The following is a 26,715-nucleotide window of genomic DNA, read 5'->3' as shown; positions in this document are numbered from 1 at the left end:
CTCCTTTGAGGCCGGGACTTCTGTGGTTTTACCGGCACAGCCACCGGGGCCTTCGGGACAAAACGTCTCTGCGGTGAAGGCGCTGCCGTTGGGCGCAGGCTAGCGCGGGCCGAGGGTCAGCTCAGTCGCTCCGAAAGATGCACGGCCACGACATCACCGATCTCCTTGCCCAGCTTCTTTCGAAGTTTGGCGCTGATGGAGAGCATATGACCGCCGGTGCCCGTTGGCATGAAGGCCGCGGTGAGTGGCACCTCGTCGACCGTCGCGACGACCTTGACTGATCTGCCCGTGCCGAAGAACGCCACCGAATCGGGCATCTCGACGCAGGACCAGACCTCTTCTTTCACAATCACGCCGATCGGCGCAGAGAATGTGACGTCGAGCGGACGCGGGAATTCGGCCATGACTGGTCCTCTCATTAAGACGGAATACCCACGCTATACCGGCTCGATGAGCTGCGGTGCGACGTCGCTCGACCGCTGGGCGACGATTCGCAGAGCAATTGCTGCAACGAGCACGACCGCCGCCGCGATGACGGCGGCAATGCCGACCGCGTGTGATTCCGGCTCACCGGTGAGCCGAGCGACGGCGAGCCAGGCGAGACCCCACGATAGCGAGAGTGCCGGCGTGAGACGCCCGCGTCCCGCGATCGCCGTCGCAACGCCGACCGCCGCGGCAATGGCAACGATGACCACTCCCCACACGTCCGGTTGGATGCCCCATCCGGTGAAGCCGAGATCCGTCAGCCAGGCCGTGACGTTTGCGGCCGTGGCGATGGTCACCCACCCCAGATAGAGGCCCATGGTTCCGTCGAGCACGATGGACTCCGCGACACGCGCTCCCTGAGTCGTGGTGTTTCGTTGTGTCCGCAGCAGCAGTGCAAACGTGATGCCCAAGACGACAAGCAGCAACACGATCACCAGCACCGAGAGCCCCACATTGCCGAGCTGAACGCTTCCGATCCACGCCGCGTTGAGCAGCATGGACAGGGCAATGAGGTAGCCGACTCGGCGATGCACCATGCGTGCGGCTTGGCTCGGGAAGAGCTGCCAGATCGCATAGGCAAGCAGCCCGAGGTAGATGACGGACCAAATGCTGAACGCCGGGCCGGCGGGCGCGATCAGGGTGGCGTCGGCGGCAAGGGCGCCACCCGCAGCCTGCTGGATCGGAGTTCCGCCAAAAGCACCGGAGCCGAACGTCGCTCCGGCGATCGCCAGCAGCGAGAGAACGAAGACGACGGCTTGCCTGACGCGGTCAGCGGTCTGGGGCGAGGCGGTCAGAGGGATCGTGACTGTCATGCTGCCACGTTACGGGGCGAGACCCTCGATGTCACGGCGATCACAATCACGGATGCCGCGGTTGTGCTCCTCGCACCTCACCAACCCCACGTTCCGGGTGCCCCCTTGAATGGGCCGACGATGCGAGACGTGATCCATCCGCCGTAAAAGTCGCCGTCCTGCGCAGTGACGCTCTCCCCGTCGACCGTGCAGCGCTCCATCGCGCCGGGGTAGACCGCGACCCGGTCGGCGAGCAGCTCGAACCCGGCTGTCGGTGCCGGGTAGAACCAGGCCGCACCCACAGCGCTTCCGACGGAAAGGTAGCGCGCTTCGCCCTTGAACTCGCAGAAGGTCTGTCCCGGTGCCGGCTGCAGCACGCCCGGCGCGAACGCGCTGCGCGGCAGATAGTAGACCGGCGGATGGCTCGTTTCGAGAACGCGCACAACGTCACCGGTGTCGACCACGCGCTGCCCGTCGACGTCGATCGTGACCCGCTGGCTCATGCGTTCGACGCGGGGCGGTCGGGGATAGTCCCAGACGGATTCTTGCCCGGGGCGGGGAGCGATCCGACGGTGCCGCAGGCGTGGGGGAGTCATGGCATCAGGCTACTGCGCAGGGCTGAATCGCAGCTGCGCATCGTCAGTCTGCAGTCTGTTGTCGAGTGATCTACAGTTGGGCTGATGACGAATCTCGCTCTCTCTGGCCTCGCCGCCGAGACCTATGTGCTGTTGACCACGTACCGAAAAAGTGGGGAGGCCGTGTCGACACCGGTGTGGATCGCGCAGAGCGCAGACGGTCAGGTGCTGGTGACGACGGGTGAGACCTCGGGCAAGGTCAAGCGCATCCGTCAGAACCCGCAAGTCGAGCTTGTGGCCTGCGACATGCGTGGCGGCATCCGTGAGGGGGCGACACCGGTGCAGGCGTATGCCGAGATCGCGCCGGATGCCGACACCCGGGTGCTCATCGAGGCGGCTCTGAAGGAGAAGTATGGCGTGCGGTACACGGCCGTTCGTCTGGCCGGCGCACTGAAATCGAAGACGGCGGGCAGCGTCGTGTTGCGCATCTCGACGGTCGCCACCGAGACGACCGCCACCGACTAAAATGCCTCGATGACGATCGCGGTAGCCAGACCCAGCGCCGCCGGGATCGTGACGAGCCCGTACCCACCACCGCGCCGCCGCAAGTGGTCGAGCGCGTTCGCGATGAGAATCCCGCCGGACGCCCCGAGGGGGTGACCGACCGAGATGGCCCCGCCGTGTGGGTTGACGATGTCCGCGGACACGCCCAGTTCGCGGGTCAGCAGCAGCGGAGTCACCGCGAACGACTCGTTCACTTCGATCACCGACAGCTCGTTCGCCCGGATGCCGGCACGCGCGAGCGCCTTCACGCTCGCGGGAACGGTGGCCCCAAGGCCCGGCGAGCGTACGGCGGCTTGTGCCCAGCCGAGCACTCGACCGCGCGGCTGCCGACCGTCGTCACGGGCTCCGGCCTCGGACGCCAAGACGACGGTGGCGGCGGCATCCGCAAATTGAGGCGCGGTGCCGACCGTGTGCCGCCCTCGATCGGGGCCACTGGTGAGACCGAGACGTCGCTCGACGCGTTCCCAGTGCGGGTCGTCGGCGAATAGGGGGGCCAGCTCGGCCAACGATTCGAGTGTGGTGTCGGGGCGGGCACCTTCGTCGTGTGACAGCACCGCGCCCGCCGGAGTGGACACCGCGACGATCGACTCCCAGGCCGGGGCCGCAGCCGAACGCAGCTGCGAGCGCACTCCATAGGCGTCCAGTTCGGCGCGTGAGATTCCGGCACGGAGGGCCGTGGCATCCGCCGACACCCCAATCGAGACGAATCCGGCGGCCTCACCGGCGGCCGCATCACGTGCGAACGCCGGCGCGTCGGCGAGCATCGGCACGCGCGACATAGACTCGACCCCGGCGGCGACGATCAGATCGGCACCGCCGGAGAGCACCTGTGCGGCCCCGGCGATGACCGCGTCGAGGCCCGAACAGCACAGGCGTGAGACCATTCCGGCGGGAACGGTGTCGGCCCAGCCGGCGTTCATCACCGCAATGCGCCCGACGTTGCCGCCCTGTTCACCGACCGCTGTGCTCACCCCGACGATCAGGTCATCGACGCGGTCGTCGCGGAGGCCACGCTCACTGAGCTGGCGCAGGAGAACGGCCAGCAGGTCGGCCGGCGGAATATCGGCGAGGGTGCCGCCCCCACGGCGCACGCGTGCGCGCGGGGTGCGCACGGCATCGAGAATCAGCGCTCCCGTCACGAGGCCGCCCCGGCGAGCGCCCGACGCAGCTCAGTCTTCACGACCTTGCCCACGGGGTTGCGCGGCAGCACGTCGACCACGCGCAGGTGTTCGGGCAGCTTGTAGGAGGCAATGTGCTGTTCGCGGAGGAACTCGACGAGTTCGGCCAAATCGAGCGTCGTCTCGGGGTGCAACGCCACGAACGCCGCGACCTTTTCGCCGAGCGTCTCGTCGGGGTGGCCCACTACGGCGACGTCGGCCACCGAGGGATGCCGCAGAATGAGTGTCTCCAGCTCGACCGGTGCGATGTTCATGCCGCCGCGAATAATGATGTCCTTCGCCCGGTCGATGTAGCGCAGGAACTGACCCTGTTCGCCCGCGATCTCGAAGATGTCGCCGGTCTTCAGGTAGCCCTCGTCATCGAACGGATTGTTGAGCGTCTCGGCATTCAGATAGCGGGCAAACAACTGCGGGCCGGCGATGTGCAGTTCGCCCGGTCGCCCCGGCTCGGTGATCTCCTCACCGGTCTCCAGGTCGAAGAGTTTCACGTTCGCCCATTCCGACAGACCGATCGACCACTTCACCCCTTCCACGCCGTAGCGGGGGAAGAATTTTGCTCGATCGTCAGGGTTGGGGATGTCGACGTTGCTGGAGAGCAGACCGACGCCCTCGTTCGAGCCGAAGAAGTTGATAATGGGCAGATTGAACCGCTCCTGCCAGCCGCGCACCATTGCGGGGTTGAGCGGGGCGGAACCCGAGCCGATGCGCGTCAGGCTGCTCAGGTCGATCTTGCTCAGGAGGTCTTCGTTGTGCAGGAGCATCGACAGCAGCGCCGGCGGGGCCAGCGTGTAGGTGACGCGCTCACGGGCGATCTGGCCGAAGAACGTGGGGGCATCGAAGGGGTGGTGTTGCACGAGCACGCAGCCGGTACGCACCCAGGGCAGCAGCATGGCGCAGATGCCCGCCATATTGATCATCGGGAACGCGTTCAGGATGACGTCGTCGGTGGTGGTGTTCGAGGCATCCTGGCAGACCATGCTGAAGACGAGCCAGTCGTAGTGTGCCCGCATGACGCCCTTCGGCACACCCTCGGTGCCCGAGGTCCAGCAGATCGTCACGCAGTCGTTGGGGTCGTTGGGCGCGGCTTCGCGGTAGGCGGCAACCGCTGCTTCGTCGGCGGCGGTGGCCAGGCTCGGGAACAGATGAGTGACGCCGGCGCTGTTCTCGCAGAGAGCATCGTCGGCGAGTCCGTAACTGAACACCTCGCGCACACTCGGAATCTGATCGCGGAGCCGAGCGAAGTCGTCGGCCGGATGCCGGTCGTGGAAGGCCCGGGCGGCGATGACCCAGTCGAATGCGGCGGCATTGCCCATCGTTGTGGCCTCATGGTCGCGGTACTGCATGGCGAGCGGGGAGACTGTCGCGCCCAGCGTCCAGGCGGCGATGAGCGCCTCGGTGAGCTCTGCGCCGTTGGCGAGTTGAATGCCGATCGTGTCGCCGCGACGCACTCCGGCCTCGGCCAGCCGTGCGGCGAGCGCGGTCACCTCACTGTCGATCTCACGCCAGGTGAGGCGTCGCGCCGCCCCGCCGGCCAGGGCCGCACGGTTGGCCGGGTCGACGAGCGCGAGTGCATCGCCACGCCGGGCGGCGGTTGCGCGAAACATCGCGTCGATGGTCTCGGGGGTCCATTGTCCATTCCGAAGAAGAGTATCGACGCGGGACTGGGGGTGCAGATTCAGACGGCTCTCGGTCATTGCGGATCCTTACTGGTTCAGTCTGTGTTGTGCGGCCGACGACTGTGTCGGCCGCAGAACAGTGTGATCGTGTGGATACTTCGGTTAAGAAAGCTGATCGGCCCGGATCCAGGTGGCATGGAATCCGGCGGGGACCGACTGTGGAAGCTTGATGCGGGCGATGGGACCCGCGGCGATGTCCTCCGCTGAGAGCACGAGGATCTCGCCGCGGCCCTCGGCCTCGTCGTTGACAAAGGTCACCAGGTAGCCGTCGCTGTCGCTCGTGGAGCCATCGCGTGGGGCGAACGGGCTCTCGGAACCCCACCGTCCGGCACCGAACTGGTAGGTCTCTTTCTCGCCGGTCTGCGAGTCGTGCCGCACGATGCCGTCGAACAAGAGCGTCGGCTCGTTCGCCAGGCTCATGTTGTAGGAGTAGCGGTGCCTGGTCCCGACAATGCGCTGGTCCATGCTGGGGAACTCGATGTTCTGGTCGTCGATCGGGCGCTCACTGGTCTGCCCGGTCGCGAGATCGAACTCGTAACGGTACAACTGCGCATCCAACCGCATGTAGGCGAGCATGTTGGCCAGTGGATGTTCAAAGGTGGTCTGGTGCTGGGGGTTCTTCACCCGGCACACCTCCATGATGATCTTCGTTCCCTCTTCCCACGAGTTGACGACGTGGTAGATGTAGCAGGGCTTCGCCTCGAACCAGCGCACGTCCGCCCCGGTTCCGTAGCGGGGGAGTACGGCGAAGCGGGAGACCAACGACTTGTCGTAGAAGATGCGGTACTTGCCATTGCGCCGCGCCTCCTGATCCTGCACGAGTGGCAGGTCCATCAGAATGGTGTAGTTCTCGGTGATCGCCATATCGTGAGGCAGCCGGGGGCCGGGAAGATCGACTTGGGCGAGGTGCGTCTGCGTGCCATCCGGGCCGATGATGCCGTATCGCATGTAGTCGATGTCGGGCCCGTAGTCGAACCAGAGCAGCTCCCCGGTGCGCTCGTCGGCCTTCGGATGCGCCATCATGTCGCCGGCGAACGTGCCGAGGAAGTCCTGCGCGCCGAGCGTCTCGAGCGAAAGCGGGTCGACGGCGTACGGGTCGCCGCAGAGGTACCAGGTGGCGAGCACCTGCCCGCGGTGGAAGATCACGTCGGTGTTCGCCGAATCCTTGATGCCGAGACCGTGCCCGTTGCCGAACGGATTCTGTTCGGGGTTTTCCATGAGGCCGGTCCACAGCGACTTGCCGGCAGCAGATTCCTCGTGGAACGCGCGGGTACGCACCCAGCGGTTGCGGTAGCGCACCTGGCCGTTATCGAAGTGCACCGCATGGATCATGCCGTCGCCGTCGAACATGTGGTACCGGCCGGGAGCGTCGAAGCGACGGTTGGGACCGTTGCGCAGGTAGACCCCGTTCAGGTCACGCGGTACCTCGCCGATGACCTCGAGGTCTTCGAGCGACAACTCGGTCTGCACGGGCGCGTACACCCCGAGCAGATAGGGATTGTCGAATGATCCGTTGTCTCCCAGTGCACGGGCGACGGCGATCGGCTGGTCGGGGGTGGCTGCGGGCATTGTCGGAACCTCGGTTTTCAGTTGCGCACAGAGCGGAGTGGGCGGCGGGATTGCACGACGCGGAAGCGTCCGGTGACGAACGAGTCGTCGGTGAGGGTCGCGGTGCCTGCTGGATTCAGGCCCGACACGTGGAAGTCGCTGAATGCGGCGGAGAAGTTGATCGGCATCGCGCCGGTGAGGTTGGTGGTCAGTGACGCGCCCGCCGCAGCGAATCCCTCTTCCGCGGCATCCACCAGATCGTCATTTGTGGAATAGAGGAACGCGGTGATCGCCCCGTGGCGGGAGGCGTTTTCGACCGCGTGCCGCAGCGCAGAGCGGGCGTCGGGCACCCGGATGAGGAACACGACAGGGCCGAAGCACTCCTGCGCGAACAGGTCGTCGTCCGTGGCGCAGACGCCGGCGATCAGCGGCGTGCTCGTGCGCGCATCCGGGTAGCCGGGTGCCGGCCAGTCGCGCGGTTCGCTGAGGACCCGGGCCCGTGAGCGCAACGTCGCGGTGAGCGCGGAGATCTCGTCGATGGTGCGCTCGGCCTGGATGGTTCCCAGCACCGCGGCCGCTCGTCGGGGGCTCTCCAGAATGGCCTCGACGGCGTCGACGATGCCCTGTTCGAGCTCGGCCGCCGACATGTTGCCCTCGGGCGTGGTCACGCCCGACTGCGGAATATAGATGTTCTGCGGCGCCGTGCACATCTGTGCCGAGAACAGACTGACGGCGCCGGCGATCGCACGCAACGTTCCGGCCGTGTCGTCGAACGAGTCGAGCACGACCGCGTTCAGGCCGGACGTCTCGGTGTAGACGCGCGCCTGACGGGCGTGCTCTTCGATCCAGGCGCCGTAGCGCGCCGACCCGGTGAAGTCGACAATGCGCATCTGGGGGTGGGTGGCCAGCTCCGAGGTGATCGGCTCGATCGCAGAGTCAACGGCGAGCTGCACCACGTCGGCGTCGCACCCGAACTCGACGAGCGTCTCGCGCAGGATCTGTACGGCGAGCGCCATCTGCAGTACCGACGACGGATGCGGCTTCACGATGACCGGGTTGCCGGTCATGAGATTGGCGAACACGGCCGGGTAGACGTTCCAGGCGGGGAAGCTTGCGCAGGCGACGACGAGCGCGGGGCCGAGTGGCACGATGCGGTAGGTCTTCTCCAGCGCGACCAGCTCGGTGCCGAAGCTCTGCTCCCAGGTGGCGGTGGTCGGGACCCGTCCCAGTACCTGCCAGGCCGCGGCGATGGCTTCGAGACCCCGATCCAGTGCGTTCGTGCCGCTGCCGGACAGGCTCATGCCTCGTCCCTGGCCGGTGGTATGCATGGCCGCCAAGCCGAGCACGGGGTTCGCGGCGAAGAGCCGCTCGATCATCTCGAGGCAGAGGCCCGTGCGCTCCGGCACGGTGAGCCTGCGCCACGACGTGCGGGCATGCAGCGCGCGCTCGACGAGAAGGGGAGCGTCGGCGCGCGGGTAGCTGACGCCGAGCGGCAGGCGAGTCCAGGGCGAGACCTCATCGATTTGAAGCGTGCTGGTGCCGACATGATCGCCCAGGTCGAGAGGCCTGCCGAGAATTGCCGCGAACTGCGCCGCGGCATCCTCTCCCCGCGGACCGGACGGCTCGCGCCCGGCGAAACCGCTGAAGGCGGCACGACTGGTGACGGCTCGCGCGGCTTCGGCGAGCAGGGCCTGGTGCGCCTCGGCCAGCGCTGCAGGCGTGCGTGCAGTCGCCTGCTCGGGGGTGATCGTCGTCATTGAGAACTCCTCTGGCAAGTACCATAAGCGAAGTTAGGCGAGGAAGGCAAGGGTGATCTTCGACCCCGTCGCTCGGCCCACGTCTGTCGAGCGGAGCGACGGAGGCTCGCTTAGAGCAGAAGCTGCGTGCAGCGGAAGAGTGCGATGCGCGTGTCATCGGCGTCGAACACCTCGGCGTCCCACACCTGCGTGCGGCGCCCGCCGTGCACGAGCACGGCTACGGTGCGCACGGTTCCCGCGCGGGCCGTGCCCAGGTACGAGGTCTTCAGCTCCATCGTGGTGAACCCGGTCGCGCCCGGCGGCAGTGCCAGGCGGCAGCCGAGGCCGCAGGCGGTATCGGCCAGTGCGACGACGGATGCGGCATGCAGGTAGCCGTTGGGGGCGAGCAAGGCTGGCGTCACCACCATCTGCGCGTCGATGCGCCCCGCGGCGACGGCGGTGACCTCGAATCCGAGGAGGCCCGGAAGGCGTCCGACGCCGAGGGCGGTCAGTTCTTCAGGACTCGGGAGCCCCTGTGCAGTGGCCGGCGGCGTTGCGCGTGCGGCGCGATCCTCACTCATCGTGCACCTCCAGGGCAACGGCGATGGCTTGGCCGACGCCGATGCATGCGGTCATAATGCCGAGTCCGCCGCCGCGTTCACGCACCGCGTGGGCGCAGTCCATGAGTGCTCGCGTCGCGGATGCGCCGAGGGGGTGGCCCATGGCGATGGCCCCACCGTGGGGGTTGACCTGCACTCGCGCGGGTGGGTCAAGCCGTCGAAGGCAGGCGAGCACCACGGCAGCGAATGCCTCGTTGATCTCGAGCACGGCGACATCGCCGAGGGTACGGCCCAGTCGGTGCAGGAGCTTCTCGACGGCATCAACCGGAGCAAGCGCGAAGCGAGCGGGATCGACGCCGACGACGGCCGACCCGAGAATGCGTGCCAGCGGGTGGCTGCCCGACGCGACGACGCGTCGCCCCGAGGCGATCAAGGTCGCGGCGGCACCGTCGCTCAGCGGCGACGAGTTGCCGGCGGTGACGGCGCCGCCGGGGGAGAACGCGGCGGGTAACGCGGCCAGGGCCGCGGCAGTCGTATCGGCTCGGATGCACTCGTCACGGTGCAAGCCGGCCAGGTCGAGAACGCGACCATTATGGAATCCGTCGGCCCACGCCGCCTGGGCGCGCTCATGTGAGCGCAGTGCCCAGGCATCCTGAGCGGAACGGTCGATGCCGACCTCCTCGGCGATCAACTCGGCGGAGCGTCCGAGCGAAGCGGTCCAGTGGTCCGGGAACACCGGATTCACCATGCGCCAGCCGACGGCCGACGACACCAACTCGGTGCGCATCGGCAGGCGATCGTCGACGGGTGTGAGCACGTGCGGCGCGCGGCTCATCCCCTCGACGCCACCCGCGACGACCAGATCGGCGTCACCGGCTCTGATCATTCGCGCGGCCTGTACGATCGACTCGGCCCCTGAACCGCACAGCCGGTTGACCGTCGAACCCGGCGTTGATACCGGAAGTCCGGCGAGCAAAACGGCCATTCGTGCGACATTGCGGTTGTCTTCGCCCGCGCCGTTCGCATCGCCATAGATGACATCGTCGATGCCCGCGGCCGTCACGGCGCGGTTGCGCGCCGCGAGTTCGCGCAGCGGCGCGGCGGCCAGATCATCCACCCGTATTCGAGACAGCGAACCGCGATGGCGACCGAACGGGGTTCGAACGGCATCGAGGAGGTAGGCCTGATTGAGCTCTGTCGACGTCAGTGTCATCTGTACTCCACTCTCAAACTTCGCTTATAGTACCGATTATGACAACTACGGTGTTGGGCGGTGCGCGCGTCGTCGGTGATGTGCTTGACGTCGCAGCTCAGCGCCACGGTACACAAACGGCGGTGCAGGATTCCACCGGATCGCTCACATTCGTCGAGCTGCGTGACCGTGCCCGACGCCTGGCCGACGGCTTGCTGCGCAGCGGCCTGCTCCCCGGGGACCGGGTGCTCGAGGCGCTCCCGAACAGCTGCGACCTGCTCGTGAGCGAGATGGCGCTCGCGCTCGCCGGGCTCGTGCGGGTGCCGCTGAATCCCCGACTCGGGCCGTCCGAGTGGCGCGGCATCCGTCAGGATTGCGGCGCCCGTGGGCTGATCGTCGACGCCGGGCTGCGCGGTGCCGACGGCGTGGCGATCACCGACGTGATCGCGTGTGAGCGTGTGTTCCGTGCCGATGCGGGGGACCTGGACGGTCTGATCGCCACCGGCTCAGCCACTGCGGTGCTGCCGCAGGCGCAGCCGGGCGACACGGTGGGCCTGGCCTACTCGTCGGGAACGACGGGACTGCCCAAAGGTGCGATCCGCACCCATGCGATGCGTCTGGCCGCCGCGCAGGCGATGCTGCGCGAGGTGATCGCTCCGACCGGTGCTGTTGGGGCGTACCTGCACGCCGGGCCTGCTATCCATACCAGCGGCCTGTTCATCCTGCCGATGCTGGCCCTCGGCGCCCGGCAGGTGATGGCCCACCACCCCGACCCCGAGCGGATCGCCGCCCTGATCGCCGGGGAGCAGATCACGCACCTCGCCCTGGTGCCGAGCGTGCTCGAGGCACTCACGCACCTTCCCCTCGGCGATCGTGCGGCGTTCGACCACGTCAGGATGCTGGCCTCTGCGGGCGCGCCGATGCCGCCCGCGCAGATTCGTCGCGTCGCAGAACGCCTCACCGACCGCCTGGTGCAGTATTACGGCTTGGTCGAGGCGATCCCGCCGCTCTCGGTGCTCAGCATCGACGACCATGCCCGCGGGCTGCGGGATGAACCGCGCTTGCTGGCCTCGGCCGGGCGCATTGTCGCCGAGGCCCGAATCGAGATCAGCGCCGGGGCGGGACTCGGTGAGGTCGTGGTGTCCGGTCCGATGGTCGCTGCCGGGTACTGGAACGCGGCCGAGCGGGCCGACCTGGGGAAGGCTTTTGAGGGTGCTGCGCTCGCCACCGGCGATATCGGGTCGATTTTTGAGGGCTACCTCTTTCTGACCGATCGCACGAACAACATGCTGATCAGTGGCGGATACAACATCTACCCCAGCGAAGTCGAGGAGGCCGTGGCGCTCTGCCCCGGATTGCGTGAGGTCGTGGTGGTGGGAATTCCCGACGAACGCTGGGGGGAGCGCATCACGCTCGTCTACACGACGATGTCGGGTCGTGACCTCGACGCGATGCAGCGGCGCGCCCTACGGACATCCCTCGACGCCCTGTCACGACACAAGCGACCCAAGTCTCTGCATCGCCTTGCCGAGTTTCCGCTCGGAGCCACGGGCAAGATCGATCGTCGTGCGGTGGTGGCGCACTTCATCGCCGCAGAACGTACCGGCGCCGAGCATCAGGCCCCCGACTCTCCCCACGAAAGGTTCCTCACCACATGACTGCTTCTGCACTGCTTTCGCGCCTGCGCCTGCCGGTGGTGGCCGCCCCGATGTTTCTGGCGTCGGGACCCGAACTCGTCATCGCTGCCAGCCGCGCCGGCATCATCGGCTCGTTCCCCACACCGAACTGCCGCACCATAGCGGAGCTTGACGGCTGGCTCACGCAGATCACGACCGCACTCGGAACCGGGCCCGACGCCGTGCCGTGGGCACTGAACCTGATTACACATTCGACGAACACACGACTGTCCGCCGACCTCGAGCAGGTGGCGAAACATCACCCACCGATCGTGATCACGGCGCTCGGCTCGCCTCGGCCGGTGGTCGATGTGGTGCACGCGTACGGTGGGATTGTGCTCGCCGACGTCGTCTCGTTGACGCTGGCGCGCAAGGCCGCGGATGCCGGTGCCGACGGACTCGTCTGTGTGTCAGCCGGAGCGGGCGGCCACACCGGCAGTCTCTCGCCGCTGCCGTTCATCGCGGCGGTGCGGGACAGCTTTGAGGGGCTGGTCTGTGTCGGCGGCGGCATTGCAACCGGGGCCGGTGTGGCCGGTGCCGTCGCCGCGGGCGCCGACCTCGTCTACATGGGCACACGGTTCCTTGCCTCCCGCGAGAGCATCGCGCTCGAGGGGCACAAGCAGATGGTCGTCGACAGCGGCATCGACGACCTTGTCGTCTCGGCGGCAATCACCGGCACGCCGGCATCCTGGCTGCGCCCCTCGCTGGCCGCCGTCGGCATTGACCCGGCCGCGACCGCTGTCGTTGCCCGCGACTATTCGACCGAGATGTCGAACATTCGTCGGTGGAAGGACACCTGGGCCGCCGGGCAGGGGCTGAGTACGATCCGTGCGATCGACACGACGGCTCAGATCGTCGATCGCCTCGCCGAGGAGTACGCCGCGGCGCTGGATCGGGCCGGTCGGCTTGCCTTCGCACGCTGACTATGCTGGCAGGGTGTCGACGACGTTTCCCCAGAATGGCAGTGCAATCGGGAGGGGGCTGCTCGCGGTGGGCGACCGCTGGACATTGCTCATCCTGCAGCGTGCTTTCGTCGCGCACACCCGTCGTTTCGGCGACTGGCGCGCGCAGTTGGGGCTCAGTGAGTCGACGCTCGCCGCACGTCTGCGCGGCCTGGTCGCGGCCGGGCTGATGGAGCGCGTGCCCTACGACGACAACGGTCGAACCCGTGACGAGTACCTGCTCACGGCACGGGCGCTGCAGCTGTGGAGTCTTCTGCTGGCCATCTGGGGCTGGGAGCGGATCTCGATGCCCGACGTGCCGAACGCTCCGGTTTTGGTGCACAACGATTGCGGCAGTGCGGCCCTGCCCGTGCTGGGGTGTGGGGTCTGTGGGGTGAGCCCGGTCACGGCGCGCGACACCTCCGCCGAGCGCGGTGCCAAGGCAGAGTTTGCACAGATCGCCGTGCCCCGACTGCACCGGCGCGCACAGGAATCGAGCGGCCCGATCGACCCGCTGTCGTACTACCCGCAGACGATGGAGATCCTCGGCGACCGGTGGAGCACCGCAATCCTCGCCGCGGCGTTTCTCGGCGTGCGCCGCTTCACCACCTTCAAGACGGAGCTCGGCATCGCCCCGTCGATTCTGTCGGATCGGCTCCGACGTTTCGTGGCGGCCGGAGTGCTGCACGCTCCGTCTGACGAGGGGGAGTACCGGCTCACTCGACGAGGGATGGACTTCTTCCCCGTCTACGCCATCCTCGTCGATTGGGCCCTCCGTTCGTATCCCACGCACTCGGCCCACGATCTCGTGATCCGGCATGCGTCCTGTGCTGCGCCGCTCCGCCCGATCCTGGTCTGCTCACACTGCGGTGGTGAGCTCAGCCGCACCTCGGTGCACTTCACGTTTTCTCCAGCCGTGTCATAACTCCCTTCAGGAACGGATGCACATGAATCACGACAGTGTCGTCACCTCACCTCGGCTGAGCGGAAAAGTCGGTCTTGTCACCGGCGCGAGTCGGGGCATCGGGCTCGCGATCGCGCGCCGTCTCGTCGCCGAGGGGGCGCGGGTGTGCATCACCGCCCGCACGCCGGAGCCGTTGGCCGACGCCGCGGCCTCCTTTCCCGCGGGAAGCGTGATCGTCGTGGCCGGCAAGAGCGACGATCCCGCACACCGCGCCGAGGTGCTGGATGCGGTCGGTCGTGAGTTCGGCGGGCTCGACATCCTGGTCAACAATGCGGGCATCAATCCGGTCTACGGTCCGCTGATCGACATCGACCTCGTCGCGGCTCGGAAGCTCATTGACGTCAACGTGCTGGGCACGTTGGCCTGGACGCAGGGCGCCTGCCAGCACGCTGCGCTCGCGTTTGCGGCCCGTCACGGTTCGGTGATCAACGTCGCCTCGGTGACGGGGCTCGTCGCGTCGGAGGGGATCGGAATGTATGGCGTGACCAAGGCCGCGATCATGCACCTGACGCGCACGCTGGCTGTTGAACTGGCCCCCGACATCCGTGTCAATGCCGTCGCGCCGGCCGTGGTGAAAACCCAGTTCGCCCGCGCGCTGTACGAGGGCAGAGAAGCGGAGGTGGCGGCTGGCTACCCACTTCGACGACTCGGCACCCCGGACGACGTTGCCGCGGCGGTGGCGTTTCTCGCCTCGGCTGATGCGTCTTGGGTGACGGGCCAGGTGCTGACGCTCGACGGCGGGCTGCTTGCGGCAGGGGGACGAGCATGAGTGGCACGCCTCCGGAATGGGAAGCGCTGCGCGCCCGCACCCGAGAGTTCATTCGCACCGTCGTCGTACCCGCCGAGCCGGCACTGGGCGAACGACTGACGGAGGAGATGCGCGCGAGCCTGATGCAGGCCGCCCGGGAAGCGGGCGTGTTCGCCCCGCACGTGGCCCGCGAATACGGCGGCCAGGGCGTGCCGATCGAACACTGGTCGGCCATCTTTCAGGAGGCCGGCTATTCGCCGATCGGCGCGAGCGTGCTCAACTGCATGGCCCCCGACGAGGGCAATATGCACATGCTGGGCCTCATTGCGACCGATGCGCAGAAACAGCGCTACTTGGCCCCGCTCGCCGCGGGCGTTGTGCGCTCGTGCTTCGCGATGACCGAGCCGCATCCGGGCGCAGGATCAGACCCGGAGGCGCTCGGCACCGCGGCAGTGCGCGTGCCGGGTGGCTGGCTGATCAACGGACACAAACGGTTCATCAGTGGTGCCGAGGTCGCCGGTTTCGCGATCGTCATGGCCCGCAACGACGCCAGTGACGGCGTGCCCGCCGGGGCGACCATGCTGCTGGTCGAGATGGACAACCCCGGCCTCCGTATCGGCGAACAGATCCACGCGATCGACCGCGCGATTGCCGGCGGGCATCCGCACGTGCATTTCGAGGACTGCTTCGTCGCCGATGAGGCGGTTCTCGGCGCTGCGGGAGAGGGATTTCGCTACGCGCAGGTGCGGCTGGGGCCGGCCCGTCTCACCCACTGCATGCGCTGGCTCGGTCTGGCCCGGCGCTCGCTCGACATCGCACTGGATCGAGCGAACGAGCGTCGGATCTTTGGTCACCGGCTCGGTGAGCTGGGCATCGCGCAGGAGATGATCGCCCAATCGGTGATCGACATCGAGACCAGCAACGCGATCATTGCCCAGACTGCGCAGCTGCTCGAGACCGACCCGAAGGCGGGGTCGGCGATGTCGTCGATCGCCAAGGTATTTACCTCGGAGGCGGTCTACCGGGTGATCGACCGTGCGGTGCAGCTCTGCGGCGGCGACGGTGTCACCGACAACCTGCCTCTCGCGTCGTTCCTCAACGAGGTGCGCCCCTTCCGCATCTATGACGGATCGAATGAGACGCACAAATGGGCGATCTCCCGTCGCGCGTTATCACAGCGCCGCAAGCAGGTGGCGGAGGGTGCGCCGCGGCTGGACGTCGTCGGCGAGGCCGGCGCCTGATGTCGACGCCCGACGGGATCGAGGTCGTCGCGACGCGGGCGGATGCGGTGGCGCTGGTGCGCCCACCGCTGCTCGTGCTCGACGCGCTCGAGGAGTTCTTCGATGCCGAGGGTCTGGGCTCGGGGGCTCTCTCCTGGGAGCGAATCGGCGAGGGGCACTCGAATCTGACCTACCTCCTGCGTCGGAATGCTCGCTCATTCGTGCTGCGCCGAGGCCCCCGGCCGCCGCTGCCGAAATCCACTCATGACATGATGCGCGAGGCCCGCATCCAGCAGCTCGTCGGGGCTGCGGGTATCGCTGTGCCCCAGATCGTGGCGGTCTGCGCAGACGAGTCAGTGCTGGGAGTGCCGTTCTACGTCATGGACTACCTCGACGGCGTCGTCATCACGAACGATGTCCCGCCGGCGCTCGATACTCCCGCGCAGCGGCGGGAGACGGTGTTCGCCGCGGTGGACACTCTGATCGGGCTGCACCGGGTCGACGTCACACAGGGCGGGTTGGCTCAGGTCGGAAGGCCGGATGGCTACCTGCACCGCCAGGTGAGCCTGTTCTCGGCGCTCTGGGAGGGCGCAACACTGCGGTCCCTTCCCGAGGTGTCGGCGGTGGCATCCTGGCTCGTGGCGAACACGCCCACGAGCCAGCGGGCATCCGTCGTGCATGGCGACTTCCGGCTGGGCAATCTTATGTTCGAGCATTCCGCGCCCCCGCGCGTGCTGGCGGTTCTGGATTGGGAAATGGCCACCGTCGGCGATCCGCTCGCCGATCTTGGCTATTTCACCGCAACGTATGCGCAGGCGGGGCTGGTGCCCACTCCGCTTGAACTCACGACGGTCACGCGCCTGGCCGGTTACCCGACGCGCGACGAACTTGCGCAGCGCTATGCCGCGGCAACGGGCGTCGACCTGTCGAACCTGCGGTGGTATCAAGCGCTTGCACTCTGGAAATCCGCGGTCTTCTGTGAGGCGATCTACACGCGGTGGTTGAACGGGGAACGGCCGGGCGACGCCTACGCGCCGCTGCTCGAGCAGGGCGTTCCCCGGCTCATCGAGGCCGCGGCTGACCTGATCGGCTGATCTGACCGGCTGAGGCCCGCTCGGTTCGGCGCTGCCTCTCTACCGATCCTGCCCGACCACGAAGCTCGCCACCGTCGCGACGCTGCCCCCGAAATTGAGGGTTGCCACATTCTGGGCGCCCTCGACCTGCATGGCGCCGGCCTGCCCGGTGACCTGGCGGCGGGCATCGTTGAGCATGCGCACGCCGGTCGCGCCTACCGGGTGCCCGCCCGACAGGAGTCCGCCCGAGGGATTCACCGGGATCGCGCCGCCCCGTTCCATCCGGCCGTCCTCGACCGCCTGCCAGGCCAGACCGGGCGCCGTGATGCCGAGGTGATCCACGGCCAGGTACGAGCTGACCGAGAAGCAGTCGTGCAGTTCGATGGCATCCAGCTCGTCGATGCCCCTGAGGCCCGCGCGAGTGTAACTGTCGGTGATCGCCGTGCGCAGGTGCGGAAAAAGGTAGGGGCTGTCGACGGATGCGGCAAGCTTCTCGTCGAGTGACATCGAGGAGGTTCGGTGGCCCCACCCCGTGAGGCGCGGAGGCATCGAGGCGTGCCCGTGCCGTGTGCGCCAGCGCTCCGCATAATCGCGACTTGCGAACACCACGGCGCTGGCCCCATCGGAGATGCGGCCGCAGTCGCTCTTACGCAGCGAGCCGATGATCACGGGATTGGTGTCGTCGTCGTCGGCGAATGATGCCGGGGTCTCGATCCACGTGCGGGTCTGTGCCAGGGGATTGCGACGTGCATTCTCGCGACTGTTCTGCACAAGCCTCGACAGATGTTCGCGTGTCATTCCGCCGTAGCGTCGCGTGATCTCGTTGGCAACGCGATCAAACGCCGTCGGCCAAGCCAGCTCGCCCAGATCTTCCCGCGCGCGCCACGATGCGGCACCCAGATTATGGGCGGCGGCTCGGCCGGGCACGTTGCGCATCTGCTCGACGCCCACGACAAGCACGACGTCGTACAGCCCTGCTTCGATGTCGGCCATTGCTCCCAGCGCCGCCATGCTTCCTGACGCACACGCTGCCTCATGCCGAGAGGAGGGGAGTTCGCGCCAGGCATCCGTCACCGCGGGAAGCATGGCCCCGAGGTGAGACTGACCGGTGAAGAGCTCGCTCGCGTGGTTGCCCACGTGCCCGCGCTGCACGTCGCGGGCGTCGATTGCGGCATCCTCGATCGCGCCGAGTGCAGCCTCGCGCAGCAGCGCGAAGAGGGGATCAGCAGTGCCCTCGGTGCTGATATTGCGCGCGAAGTCCGTCTGAGAACCTCCGAGCAGATACACGCCGTTGGTGCGGTTCATCGTTATCGACTCCGTTCAGGACAGCTGTCCGGGTCGACTGTCCTGGACATGTGGCCTACGGTATAGGTGTGCCCGCATCCCGTCAACCCACGCACCCCGACCATTCGACCGCACGCACGAGTTCGCGCGATGATCGAAAAGAGGCGCTCATCGTGGCGGCGGTGAAGACGCTGAAGGAAGTCGGCCTGAGCGGATGCACCGTGCGTGCGCTGGTGGATCAGACGCCATTCAGCAAAAGTGTCGTGCACTATTACTTCGACAGCATCGACGAGATTGTCGAGAGCGCCTACGGCCGCCTCACCGAGAGCTACGTCGCGAATATTCGACGGGCCGCGGCCCAGGCGGACGACCCGGTCGACGCATTCTGGACTGTGGTGTTCGAATGGCTCGGCCCGTTCGTCACACACATGAGCATGCTCCGACTGTGGCTGGAATACTGCCAAGCCGGCGTGGACAGTGCCGAGAAGATCACGCGTGCCGAGAAGATCACACGTGCCGAGAAAAAGGGCCTGCGCCACTCCATTGAGGCGATTGAGACGCTCCTCGCCGATGCGCTGCAGGAGATCCGCCCGCAGGAGATCCGCCCGCAGGAGATCCGTACGCTCGCTTCAGGCGCGAGCGAGAGCGCGCTGCGCTACCTCATGGGCTCGGTGATTCAGATTCCAGCGTTTGCCGACAGCTTGTCGGTCTCCACTGTCGAACGCGTGAGTGCTGATCTATCGCTGCTCACCGGCGTTCCCGCGCCTTCGGCCCGATGGCAGCCGTTCAACCACGACCGGTTCTGCGCGGTGTGCGGAGATGATTCCTTCTCCCGGTGAGGCAGGTAAAGTGATCGTGACGTGCGCGACGCCGACTGTCGCTCCGAGGGGGAAACAATGACTGCAGCACCGGGCTGGTACGCCGAAGCCGAGGGATCGACTCGCCAACGGTGGTGGGACGGCACCGGGTGGACCGAGCATGTTCAGGATTCGACACCGAACGTTTTTGCCGTGGCCCGACCGGCCGTCGATGGAACGACTCCCGTGTATGGACCCTTGATCTGGCTGATCGTGCTTCTTCCGCTCATCACTGTGCCGGCGATTCTGGCCTGGGACATCGAGGCCTACCTGATGGCGTCGATGTCGGGAGAGTTGATTTTCGATGGGGGCTACATCGCCCTTCAGGCGATCAGCTGGCTGTTGTACGCGGCGACCGTGGTGTGTGCCGTTTTCGACTCTCGGCGCCTGCGCGCTCTCGGGTATGTGCGACCGTTCCACTGGGCGTGGACGTTTCTGTCCAGTGCCGTCTACATCATCGGCCGTTCGGTGGTCGTGAAGAAGCAGGCGGGGCGTGGACTGACGCCGATTTGGGTGATGATCGCCGTCTTCGTTGTGGACATCGTGGTCATTTCGACGAAGATTGTCGGTGCAATGATCGCTGTGGTCGAAATGATGCCGACGTACTAGCGGGTATCAGGGTCTAACGGGTATCACGGCCGAGTGAGGCCGCCCATCGTGGGGGAAGGCGCTCGATGGTGGGCGCGTGAACAGGGGAGTCGATGGCTGCAGCGCCAGGATGGTACGTCGAGCACGCCGGGACGACCCGCCAGCGTTAGGGGGACGGTTCCGAGCGGACCGAACACGTGAAGGATGCCGTGGACATCGTTGACCCGGCATCGGGCCGCCCGGCACTCACGGCAGCGACTCCGATCTCTGGCCCACTGATCGGGGTGATCACCCTCCTGCCTCTACTTCTCGTTCCCGTGCTTGTTGCGTTCGATGCCAGCGGAGACTCGGTGGGGAACGCGTGCGGAACGGTCATGCCGAGTGAGAGCTATCGCGTCACGATGCTCTGTGGTTAGCTGATCGGGCGGTGCCTATCGTGCCTGCTGTTTTCGACTACCGTCGACTGCGCAGTCTCGGTTTCGTGCGCCCGTTCCGCTGGGTCGGGGCAGTTCTGCTGACTGCCGTGTACCTCATGGGACGCGTTATCGTCGTCAACCGACAGGCGGGGCGAGGGCTCGACCGGGCGGCGCTCCTCCCCAGATAAATGTTCGATGACTTATGCACAGATCCTGAGATTTGCTCGTATTCATCTGCGCAAAGTTTTAGAGTGGGGGTATGGAAAAACTCACCGATCGACTCAGGGAATCCGCCGCAGCGGTCGCCCGGCTCGGTGATGGTGTGGCCGCGTTCCACGGGCTCTCCGACGCCGAGTTGCTCGGGGCGCAGGGTCTGATTGCGACGCTACGGCGACAGGTCGACAGTTACGCGGTGTGGGCGGCCGGCGAGATCGCGCTTCGATCGAAGCCCGAGTTCGGTCAGCGGGGCCTGGCCCGGCGGCACGGCTTTGGCAGCCCGGAGTCGATGATCGAACGCACCGCCGGAACGACCCACGCCGACGCTGTGAAACTGGTCAGCCTGGGCGTGATGCTCGCCGACACCGCGGATGCCGCCGAGGCTGCTGTGGCCGCTGACGCTGCTGCCGCTGCTGCTACTGCCGCTGCTGCCGCTGCTGCCGCTGCCGCTGCTGCTATTGCCGCTGCTGCTACGGATGCGGAGGATGCCGCCGCCGAATCGGGTGACGCTTCACACGCCGACGATCCCGGCGCTGTCGACGCGGAGGCCGGCCCGCCGCCGGGTGCGCCGAGTGCGTTGTCGTGGCTGGCCGAGGTCTCGGCGGCGTTGAACGCGGGAACACTGTCGGCCGATGCCACAGCCGCCATCCGCAAGGGCCTGGGCGAGACCGGCCCCGGCGTGTCGGCCGAGAAGCTTCACGCGGCAGCCGTGCTTTTGATCGGTGAGGCGCGCACCCTGAGCGCCGACACGCTCTGGAAGCGGGCCCGGGTGCTGCGGGATCAACTCGACATCGAGGGCATCAGCCGCCGCGAGAAGACCCAGCACGGTGAACGCTTCTTCCGCCTCTGGAAGCAGCCCAACGGCATGTACCGGACCAGCGGCCTGTTCGCGCCCGAACAGGGCCGGCAGATCGAGCTGATCGTCGAGGGAATCACCGGCCCTCGCCGCGGCGGACCGCGCTTTGTCGACCCCACAGCCCACGCGAAAGCTCAGGCCCTGCGCGACGACCCCCGAACAACCGACCAGATCGCCGCCGACGGCATCCTCACCCTGCTGCACCTCGGCACCGAGGCTGACCCCCACGTCGTCCTTCTCGGCCGCCGCCCCACCGTCACCGTGCACGTGAACGCCGCAGCGCTTCCCGCGGCCAACCCGCCCGAGCACCCCGAGCCCGCCACGCGCGGCACCGCCAGCGATGACCGCGATCAGCATCCGCGCAGCGGCGAAACCCTGTCGAGCTCGGCCCTGTCGCCACCAGCACCAGCACCAGCACCAGCACCAGCACCAGCACCAGCACCAGCACCAGCACCAGCACCAGCACCAGCACCAGCACCAGGCTCAGTATCAGCACACGCGCCCGCGCCCCGACCAGCCGCGCCCCTGCCACGTTCGGCACCCAGCACATCAGGCGCAGCGGGCGGGTTCGGTCATATCGACGGTGTCCCGGTTTCGCTTGCGACGGTTGAACGGCACCTCTGCTCCGGCTACATCGCCGTGCAGTTCGGTCCCACGGGTCAGCCGGTCAACCTCGGACGCGAACAACGCTTCTTCACCACGGCACAACGCGCCGCGTTGGCTGCCCGCGACGATGGGTGCGGCTGGGTGGACTGTGACAAACCAGCCTCCTGGACCGAAGCGCACCACATCGAGCACTGGGTCGATGAACACGGCAACACCGACCTCGCCGTTGGCATTCTGCTCTGCTACTTCCACCACATGCTGCTGCACAACAACGGCTGGCACATCGACCGACACGGCGACACCTACTGGCTTGTCCCACCAGGCGACATCGACCCGAACCAGACCCCGATCCAGCTCCGCAGCGTCAACCTGCTGCAACACACCACACGTCCGTGAACCGAACGCACTCACGAACCCACTGACCGACCGGCGGGGCACGGATCAAGCTGCCCCCGTTGATCGGGCCCGTCGAGATCACCGCACCGAGTCTCGGGACGGGTCACGGGGTCTCGACAAGCTCGACCAGCGGGGCGGGCCCGACCAACGGAGTGGGCCCGACCGGTGAACCCGTTGATCGGGCCCGTCGAGATCACCGCACCGAGTCTCGGGGACGGGTCATGGGGTCTCGACAGGCTCGACCAACGAAGGGGGGACGACCGGCGGGGCGACCCGGTCCGCGAACCCGTTGATCGAGCGTGTCGAGATCACTGCACCAGGTCTCGGGGACGGGTCATGGGGTCTCGACAGGCTCGACCAACGGAGGGGGGACGACCGGCGGAGGCGGGGGCGGGGCGACCCGGCCCGCGAACCCGTTGATCGAGCTCGTCGAGATCACCCCACCAGGTCTCGGGGACGGGTCATGGGGTCTCGACAGGCTCGACCAACGGGGCGGGGACGACCGGCGGGGCGACCCGGTCCGCGAACCCGTTGATTGAGCGTGTCGAGATCACTGCACCAGGTCTCGGGGACGGGTCATGGGGTCTCGACAAGCTCGACCAACGGAGGGGGGACGACCGGCGGAGGGGGCCCGACCAACGGAGTAGGCCCGACTGGCGAAACCGTTGATCGAGCTCGTCGAGATCCTCCACCACGTCCCGGGGACGGGCCACGGGGTCTCGACAGGCTCGACCAGCGGGTGGGGGCTCGACCAGCGGGTGGGGGCTCGACCAGCGGGGCGGGGGATCGACCAGCAAAGTGGCAACCCGCGCCGCGGTGTTGACGATGACTACGACTGGTTGGCGCCGAGCCGCGCGACACTGTCCACCGCCATGCGCACGGATGCCACGGCTTCGGTCACGTCGTCGGCCGTCGTCGTAGCGGCCAGCGTGAACCGCACGGCTGTCTGGGCGACCTCGACCGACAAGCCGAGCGCCGTCAAAACGTGGGAGGCCTCATCGCTGCCCGCGGCGCACGCCGAGCCGCTCGAGCAGACGATGCCCCGGCGCTCCAACTCGAGAAGCACCGCCTCACCACTGGTTCCCGGAAAGACGAACGAGGCCGTTCCTGGCAGCCTGTGAGCGGGGTGACCCGTCAGTTGGGCGAGCGGAACCCCGGCCAAGACACCCGCGATCAAGGCTTCGCGGAGCCCGGTGGTGCGCGTGGCGGCATCCGTTCGTTCCAACTCGGCCAGGCGCAACGCGGTGGCCAGCGCGACGGCGCCCGCCACATTTTCGGTGCCGCTGCGCTTTCCACGCTCCTGCCCGCCGCCGTGCAGCACCGGCTCGAGAGGATAGCGTCCGCGTACGAACAGCACGCCCGACCCCGGGGGAGCGCCGACCTTGTGCCCGGACAGGCTGAGCGCGTCGACGCCCAGCGCCATCACGTCCAGCGGCAGCCAGCCGGCGGCCTGCACCGCGTCGGTATGGAATGGAACCCCGTGCTCCCGGGCGACCGCCGACAGCTCGGCGAGCGGCTGCACCGTGCCGACCTCATTGTTGGCGTACTGCACCGTGACAAGGGTCGTGTCCGGGCGGATGACGCGGGCAAGATCGGCCGGGTCAACCCGGCCCGTCGCATCCACCGGCAGCATCGTGACCTCGAATCCGTGCACCCGGCGCAGGTACGCGACCGATTCAAGGACGGCCTCGTGTTCGATCGGAGCGGTGACGAGGTGGTGGCCGCGCGGGTTGCCGAGCGCGAGGCCCTTGATTGCCAGGTTGTCTGCCTCGGTGCCGCCACTCGTGAAGACGACGTCGCCCGGGCGGCAGCCGAGCACGCCGGCGACGGTGCGCCGCGCATCCGTCAGAGCAGCACGAGCAGCCTCGCCGATGCGGTGATGGCTTGACGGATTGCCGAAGCTACCCGTGAGATGCGGCCACATGGCCTCGAGCGCTTCGCGGCGCACGGGAGTGGTCGCAGCGTTGTCGAGGTAGATCATGGCCGTGCGGCAGGCGCGGCAGGCGCGGCAGGCGCGGCAGGCGCGGCAGGCGCGGCAGGCGCGGCAGTGGCAGCAGTGGCGGCAGTGGCAGCGACGGTTAGCCGGATGTCGAGTCCCAGATCGAGCGAGCGCACGCTGTGCGTGAGCGCACCGACCGAAATGACGTCGACCCCTGTGGCCGCGATGGCTGCGACGGTGTCGAGGCTCACCCCGCCGCTGGCCTCGACAATGGCCCGTCCGGCGACGATGGCCACGCCCGCACGAAGCGCATCCGGGTCGAAATTGTCCAGCATGATCGTATCGATTCCGGCGGCGAGCACGGGTTCAATCTGGTCGATTCGGTCGACCTCGACCTCGAGATGTGTCGTGTGTGACAGCCGGTCGCGCACCTGCCGGAGGGCGCTCGTGACGTCGAGTCCGCCCGCCGTGAGCACCGCGAGATGGTTGTCTTTGGCCATCACCGCGTCGGACAGGCTGAACCGGTGGTTGTGACCGCCGCCGTCTCGCACGGCCTGACGCTCAAACTGGCGCAGGCCCGGCGTGGTCTTTCGGGTGTCGACGATACGGGCCTCGGTGCCGGCCGTGAGGGCCACGTACTGTGCGGTGAGGCTGGCGATCCCGCTCATCCGCTGCACGAAGTTGAGTCCGATGCGTTCGGCTTGCAGGATGCCGCGGGCCGGCCCGGTCACGCTGGCCAGCACGGTTCCGGTCGCGAAGTGGGTGCCGTCGGCGACGAGCACACGCACCTGAACCCGCTCGTCCGTGAGACGGAACGCGGCCTCAAAGACGGCCCCACCGCTGAAGACCCCGGGTTCGCGGGCGATGAGATCGGCCGTAGCCGTGGCATCCGCGGGGATCAGGGTCTCGGATGTCAGATCGCCCCAGGGGGCGTCTTCGGCGAGCGCGGCCCGCACAACTGTGTCGATGGTGTGTCTGGTCAGCATGCGAAGGCCTCCTCGGCCGAGTAGAGAGAATGGCGCGCCCACGTCACTGATTGTGCGAGCGACGGATCGGCGTGTGGGAAGTCATCGCGATGGTGGGCGCCACGCGATTCCTCGCGGGCGAGTGCTGCAGCCACCGTGAGTCTGGCAAGCAGCAGCAGATTTGCGTCCTCGCGTTCCGCCACGGAGGGGCCGTCGGCGGCGGGATCGACGCCGTGCCATCCGCCGAGCGCTGCGGAGGCCATACGGAGCCCGTCGCCAAAGCGGTGCACCCCGGCGTGCTCCCACATCACATCGGCGAGCCGGTCACGCCGCACGAAAGTCGTGGCGGGTGAAACGACCGGCTCAATCACCGCACCGTGCCCGGCCGCACGGAGTCCGGCCGCACCGTGCCCGGCCGCACCGTGCCCGGCCGCACGCGAGTGCGGCGTGACCTGCGCGGGCGGCCAGCCGTCCGCGTCGAGCGCTCTCACCGCACGGTCCGCGAAGACGGCGGCCTCGAGCAACGAGTTTGACGCCAACCGGTTGGCCCCGTGCGCGCCGGTGCGCGCGACCTCACCGACAGCGAAGAGGCCGGGCAGGGTGCTGCGTCCCCACAGATCGGTGACGACGCCGCCCATCCAGTAATGCGCGGCCGGCGCGACGGGTACCGGGGTGTCAGCCCAATCGAGGCCGGCCGCCTGGCAGGCGGCGGTGATGGTGGGAAAACGCGACTCCAGCGTGCTGCGGGGAAGCGACGTGGCATCCAGTCGTACCGGTTCGCCGCCCTGGGCGGCCATCTCGGTAGCGATGGCCCGGGCGACCACGTCACGGGGCGCGAGCTCGGCATCGGGATGCACGGCGAGCATGAAGCGTTCTCCGCGACGGTTGCGGAGCACGGCGCCCTCACCGCGCACGGCTTCAGACACGAGGGGCGTGCCCGGAACAGCCAATGCGGTCGGGTGGAATTGGTAGAACTCCAGGTCGGCCACCGCCGCGCCCGCACGCCAGGCTGCCGCGACGCCGTCGCCGGTCGCGACGTGCGGGTTCGTGGTGTACCGATAGAGCGCGCCGGCCCCGCCCGTGGCGAGGATGACGGTGTCCGCGTCGACGAGCCGGCACACGCCATCGCTACCCGCCACGAGTGCCCCGGCGACCCGCCCATGTTCGACGACGAGGTCGGCGAGCATGCTGTGCTCTCGGATGCGCAGGCTTCCGGCCCGCAGCGGACCCGGTCGGGTGCCCCGACGACGCACCGTCGCAACCAGCGCCGTTTCGATGGCCGCCCCCGTGGCGTCGCCGCCGGCATGCAGCACGCGCGAGCGGGAGTGCGCGGCCTCGAGACCGCGGCGCAGGCCCGACTCGTCGTGGTCGAAGTCCACTCCGAACCGGATCAGGTCGCGCACCCGGCCCGGCCCCTCCGTGCAGAGCACGCGCACGGCCTCAGGGTCGTTGAGGCCGGCGCCGGCCCGCAGGGTGTCTTCGATGTGCGCCTCGGTCGAATCGTCGGGAAACAGCGCCGCGGCGATCCCGCCCTGCGCGTAGAGCGTGTTGCTCTCGGGTAACGCGCCCTTGGTGACGAGGGTCACTCGGTGTCCGGCGTCGGTTGCGCGCACTGCGGCAAGCAGCCCGGCGAGCCCGCTACCGACGACGAGAACGGATGCCAT

General features: G+C 67.7%; 24 protein-coding genes. 11 read left to right on the top strand and 13 right to left on the bottom strand.

Annotated features, from left to right (window positions below):
* Positions 1–116: 116 nt before the first annotated feature.
* The 3 genes from HNR05_RS07295 to HNR05_RS07285 form a co-directional block, all read right to left on the bottom strand.
* On the bottom strand, positions 117–404 hold the full coding sequence (locus HNR05_RS07295; protein WP_179578416.1) for a DUF1905 domain-containing protein: 288 nt from the start codon (positions 402–404) through the stop codon (positions 117–119).
* Positions 405–437: 33 nt separating this feature from the next.
* The gene (locus HNR05_RS07290; RefSeq protein ID WP_179578415.1) at positions 438–1,298 is read right to left on the bottom strand and encodes a TspO-related membrane protein; all 861 of its coding nucleotides are present in this window, start codon (positions 1,296–1,298) and stop codon (positions 438–440) included.
* A gap of 77 nt (positions 1,299–1,375) precedes the next feature.
* Positions 1,376–1,873, bottom strand: a complete 498-nt coding sequence (locus HNR05_RS07285) for a DUF427 domain-containing protein (protein WP_179578414.1) — start codon at positions 1,871–1,873, stop codon at positions 1,376–1,378.
* An 84-nt stretch (positions 1,874–1,957) separates the two neighbouring features.
* Here HNR05_RS07285 and HNR05_RS07280 point away from each other — a divergent pair, with 84 nt between their 5' ends.
* Positions 1,958–2,377: a PPOX class F420-dependent oxidoreductase gene (locus tag HNR05_RS07280; RefSeq protein ID WP_179578413.1), complete on the top strand. Its 420-nt coding sequence runs from the start codon at positions 1,958–1,960 to the stop codon at positions 2,375–2,377.
* Here HNR05_RS07280 and HNR05_RS07275 read toward each other — a convergent pair.
* The 6 genes from HNR05_RS07275 to HNR05_RS07250 all read right to left on the bottom strand — a co-directional run bounded on the left by HNR05_RS07275 (position 2,374) and on the right by HNR05_RS07250 (position 10,327).
* Positions 2,374–3,555, bottom strand: coding sequence for an acetyl-CoA C-acyltransferase (locus tag HNR05_RS07275; protein ID WP_179578412.1), 1,182 nt, complete (start codon positions 3,553–3,555; stop codon positions 2,374–2,376). The genes HNR05_RS07280 and HNR05_RS07275 overlap by 4 nt on opposite strands.
* Positions 3,552–5,288: a class I adenylate-forming enzyme family protein gene (locus HNR05_RS07270; RefSeq protein WP_179578411.1), complete on the bottom strand. Its 1,737-nt coding sequence runs from the start codon at positions 5,286–5,288 to the stop codon at positions 3,552–3,554. The genes HNR05_RS07275 and HNR05_RS07270 overlap by 4 nt, the downstream gene beginning before the upstream one ends.
* An 84-nt stretch (positions 5,289–5,372) precedes the next feature.
* The gene (locus tag HNR05_RS07265) at positions 5,373–6,839 is read right to left on the bottom strand and encodes a carotenoid oxygenase family protein (RefSeq protein WP_179578410.1); all 1,467 of its coding nucleotides are present in this window, start codon (positions 6,837–6,839) and stop codon (positions 5,373–5,375) included.
* Positions 6,840–6,856: 17 nt separating this feature from the next.
* The gene (locus HNR05_RS07260) at positions 6,857–8,575 is read right to left on the bottom strand and encodes an aldehyde dehydrogenase family protein (protein ID WP_179578409.1); all 1,719 of its coding nucleotides are present in this window, start codon (positions 8,573–8,575) and stop codon (positions 6,857–6,859) included.
* A gap of 110 nt (positions 8,576–8,685) precedes the next feature.
* Positions 8,686–9,135: a PaaI family thioesterase gene (locus tag HNR05_RS07255; RefSeq protein WP_179578408.1), complete on the bottom strand. Its 450-nt coding sequence runs from the start codon at positions 9,133–9,135 to the stop codon at positions 8,686–8,688.
* The gene (locus tag HNR05_RS07250) at positions 9,128–10,327 is read right to left on the bottom strand and encodes a thiolase family protein (protein ID WP_179578407.1); all 1,200 of its coding nucleotides are present in this window, start codon (positions 10,325–10,327) and stop codon (positions 9,128–9,130) included. Before HNR05_RS07250 ends, HNR05_RS07255 begins: the two co-directional genes overlap by 8 nt.
* 38 nt (positions 10,328–10,365) lie before the next feature.
* Between HNR05_RS07250 and HNR05_RS07245 the strand changes: the two genes are divergently transcribed.
* Genes HNR05_RS07245 through HNR05_RS07220 form a run of 6 tightly spaced genes read left to right on the top strand, consistent with a single transcriptional unit; the run spans position 10,366 to position 16,949 of the window.
* Entirely contained in the window at positions 10,366–11,964 is a 1,599-nt protein-coding gene (locus tag HNR05_RS07245; protein ID WP_179578406.1) for a class I adenylate-forming enzyme family protein, read from the top strand.
* Positions 11,961–12,905, top strand: a complete 945-nt coding sequence (locus tag HNR05_RS07240) for an NAD(P)H-dependent flavin oxidoreductase (protein ID WP_179578405.1) — start codon at positions 11,961–11,963, stop codon at positions 12,903–12,905. The genes HNR05_RS07245 and HNR05_RS07240 overlap by 4 nt, the downstream gene beginning before the upstream one ends.
* Positions 12,906–12,918: 13 nt before the next feature.
* Positions 12,919–13,848, top strand: a complete 930-nt coding sequence (locus HNR05_RS07235) for a winged helix-turn-helix transcriptional regulator (protein WP_179578404.1) — start codon at positions 12,919–12,921, stop codon at positions 13,846–13,848.
* A gap of 22 nt (positions 13,849–13,870) precedes the next feature.
* Entirely contained in the window at positions 13,871–14,656 is a 786-nt protein-coding gene (locus tag HNR05_RS07230; protein WP_179578403.1) for an SDR family oxidoreductase, read from the top strand.
* A complete protein-coding gene (locus HNR05_RS07225; RefSeq protein ID WP_179578402.1) occupies positions 14,653–15,876 on the top strand; it encodes an acyl-CoA dehydrogenase family protein in 1,224 nt (407 codons plus the stop codon). The genes HNR05_RS07230 and HNR05_RS07225 overlap by 4 nt, the downstream gene beginning before the upstream one ends.
* Positions 15,876–16,949, top strand: coding sequence for a phosphotransferase family protein (locus HNR05_RS07220; RefSeq protein WP_179578401.1), 1,074 nt, complete (start codon positions 15,876–15,878; stop codon positions 16,947–16,949). Before HNR05_RS07225 ends, HNR05_RS07220 begins: the two co-directional genes overlap by 1 nt.
* 39 nt (positions 16,950–16,988) lie before the next feature.
* Here HNR05_RS07220 and HNR05_RS07215 read toward each other — a convergent pair whose 3' ends face one another.
* The gene (locus HNR05_RS07215; RefSeq protein WP_179578400.1) at positions 16,989–18,233 is read right to left on the bottom strand and encodes an acetyl-CoA acetyltransferase; all 1,245 of its coding nucleotides are present in this window, start codon (positions 18,231–18,233) and stop codon (positions 16,989–16,991) included.
* A gap of 68 nt (positions 18,234–18,301) precedes the next feature.
* Here HNR05_RS07215 and HNR05_RS07210 point away from each other — a divergent pair, with 68 nt between their 5' ends.
* The 4 genes from HNR05_RS07210 (at position 18,302) to HNR05_RS07195 (ending at position 22,147) form a co-directional block, all read left to right on the top strand.
* Positions 18,302–19,051 carry a TetR family transcriptional regulator gene (locus HNR05_RS07210; protein WP_179578399.1) on the top strand — a complete coding sequence of 250 codons (750 nt, stop codon included), beginning with the start codon at positions 18,302–18,304 and terminating at the stop codon, positions 19,049–19,051.
* Positions 19,052–19,108: 57 nt separating this feature from the next.
* A complete protein-coding gene (locus HNR05_RS07205; protein ID WP_179578398.1) occupies positions 19,109–19,678 on the top strand; it encodes a DUF2510 domain-containing protein in 570 nt (189 codons plus the stop codon).
* Positions 19,679–19,866: 188 nt separating this feature from the next.
* Positions 19,867–20,073 (top strand): hypothetical protein, encoded by a 207-nt coding sequence (locus HNR05_RS07200; protein ID WP_179578397.1) that lies wholly within the window; start codon positions 19,867–19,869, stop codon positions 20,071–20,073.
* Positions 20,074–20,332: 259 nt separating this feature from the next.
* The gene (locus HNR05_RS07195) at positions 20,333–22,147 is read left to right on the top strand and encodes an HNH endonuclease signature motif containing protein (RefSeq protein ID WP_179578396.1); all 1,815 of its coding nucleotides are present in this window, start codon (positions 20,333–20,335) and stop codon (positions 22,145–22,147) included.
* A gap of 829 nt (positions 22,148–22,976) precedes the next feature.
* Here HNR05_RS07195 and HNR05_RS07190 read toward each other — a convergent pair.
* Genes HNR05_RS07190 through nadB form a run of 3 tightly spaced genes read right to left on the bottom strand, consistent with a single transcriptional unit; the run spans position 22,977 to position 26,715 of the window.
* Positions 22,977–24,128 (bottom strand): cysteine desulfurase family protein, encoded by a 1,152-nt coding sequence (locus HNR05_RS07190; RefSeq protein WP_179578395.1) that lies wholly within the window; start codon positions 24,126–24,128, stop codon positions 22,977–22,979.
* Positions 24,125–25,072, bottom strand: a complete 948-nt coding sequence (gene nadC / locus HNR05_RS07185; RefSeq protein ID WP_179578394.1) for a carboxylating nicotinate-nucleotide diphosphorylase — start codon at positions 25,070–25,072, stop codon at positions 24,125–24,127. Before nadC ends, HNR05_RS07190 begins: the two co-directional genes overlap by 4 nt.
* Positions 25,066–26,715 (bottom strand): L-aspartate oxidase, encoded by a 1,650-nt coding sequence (gene nadB, locus HNR05_RS07180; RefSeq protein ID WP_179578393.1) that lies wholly within the window; start codon positions 26,713–26,715, stop codon positions 25,066–25,068. The genes nadC and nadB overlap by 7 nt, the downstream gene beginning before the upstream one ends.

Origin of the sequence: Leifsonia psychrotolerans (assembly GCF_013410665.1) — a bacterium.
Taxonomy (GTDB): domain Bacteria; phylum Actinomycetota; class Actinomycetes; order Actinomycetales; family Microbacteriaceae; genus Cryobacterium; species Cryobacterium psychrotolerans_A.
This window is presented reverse-complemented; position numbering and strand designations above follow the sequence as displayed.

What these genes read in the sequence shown, in the direction of transcription:
- HNR05_RS07295 (WP_179578416.1), bottom strand. Translation starts at nt 404, where the DNA reads ATGGCCGAATTCCCGCGTCCGCTCGACGTCACATTCTCTGCGCCGATC.
- HNR05_RS07290 (WP_179578415.1), bottom strand. Translation starts at nt 1,298, where the DNA reads ATGACAGTCACGATCCCTCTGACCGCCTCGCCCCAGACCGCTGACCGC.
- HNR05_RS07285 (WP_179578414.1), bottom strand. Translation starts at nt 1,873, where the DNA reads ATGACTCCCCCACGCCTGCGGCACCGTCGGATCGCTCCCCGCCCCGGG.
- HNR05_RS07280 (WP_179578413.1), top strand. Translation starts at nt 1,958, where the DNA reads ATGACGAATCTCGCTCTCTCTGGCCTCGCCGCCGAGACCTATGTGCTG.
- HNR05_RS07270 (WP_179578411.1), bottom strand. Translation starts at nt 5,288, where the DNA reads ATGACCGAGAGCCGTCTGAATCTGCACCCCCAGTCCCGCGTCGATACT.
- HNR05_RS07265 (WP_179578410.1), bottom strand. Translation starts at nt 6,839, where the DNA reads ATGCCCGCAGCCACCCCCGACCAGCCGATCGCCGTCGCCCGTGCACTG.
- HNR05_RS07260 (WP_179578409.1), bottom strand. Translation starts at nt 8,575, where the DNA reads ATGACGACGATCACCCCCGAGCAGGCGACTGCACGCACGCCTGCAGCG.
- HNR05_RS07255 (WP_179578408.1), bottom strand. Translation starts at nt 9,135, where the DNA reads ATGAGTGAGGATCGCGCCGCACGCGCAACGCCGCCGGCCACTGCACAG.
- HNR05_RS07250 (WP_179578407.1), bottom strand. Translation starts at nt 10,327, where the DNA reads ATGACACTGACGTCGACAGAGCTCAATCAGGCCTACCTCCTCGATGCC.
- HNR05_RS07245 (WP_179578406.1), top strand. Translation starts at nt 10,366, where the DNA reads ATGACAACTACGGTGTTGGGCGGTGCGCGCGTCGTCGGTGATGTGCTT.
- HNR05_RS07240 (WP_179578405.1), top strand. Translation starts at nt 11,961, where the DNA reads ATGACTGCTTCTGCACTGCTTTCGCGCCTGCGCCTGCCGGTGGTGGCC.
- HNR05_RS07230 (WP_179578403.1), top strand. Translation starts at nt 13,871, where the DNA reads ATGAATCACGACAGTGTCGTCACCTCACCTCGGCTGAGCGGAAAAGTC.
- HNR05_RS07225 (WP_179578402.1), top strand. Translation starts at nt 14,653, where the DNA reads ATGAGTGGCACGCCTCCGGAATGGGAAGCGCTGCGCGCCCGCACCCGA.
- HNR05_RS07220 (WP_179578401.1), top strand. Translation starts at nt 15,876, where the DNA reads ATGTCGACGCCCGACGGGATCGAGGTCGTCGCGACGCGGGCGGATGCG.
- HNR05_RS07215 (WP_179578400.1), bottom strand. Translation starts at nt 18,233, where the DNA reads ATGAACCGCACCAACGGCGTGTATCTGCTCGGAGGTTCTCAGACGGAC.
- HNR05_RS07205 (WP_179578398.1), top strand. Translation starts at nt 19,109, where the DNA reads ATGACTGCAGCACCGGGCTGGTACGCCGAAGCCGAGGGATCGACTCGC.
- HNR05_RS07195 (WP_179578396.1), top strand. Translation starts at nt 20,333, where the DNA reads ATGGAAAAACTCACCGATCGACTCAGGGAATCCGCCGCAGCGGTCGCC.
- HNR05_RS07190 (WP_179578395.1), bottom strand. Translation starts at nt 24,128, where the DNA reads ATGATCTACCTCGACAACGCTGCGACCACTCCCGTGCGCCGCGAAGCG.
- nadC (WP_179578394.1), bottom strand. Translation starts at nt 25,072, where the DNA reads ATGCTGACCAGACACACCATCGACACAGTTGTGCGGGCCGCGCTCGCC.
- nadB (WP_179578393.1), bottom strand. Translation starts at nt 26,715, where the DNA reads ATGGCATCCGTTCTCGTCGTCGGTAGCGGGCTCGCCGGGCTGCTTGCC.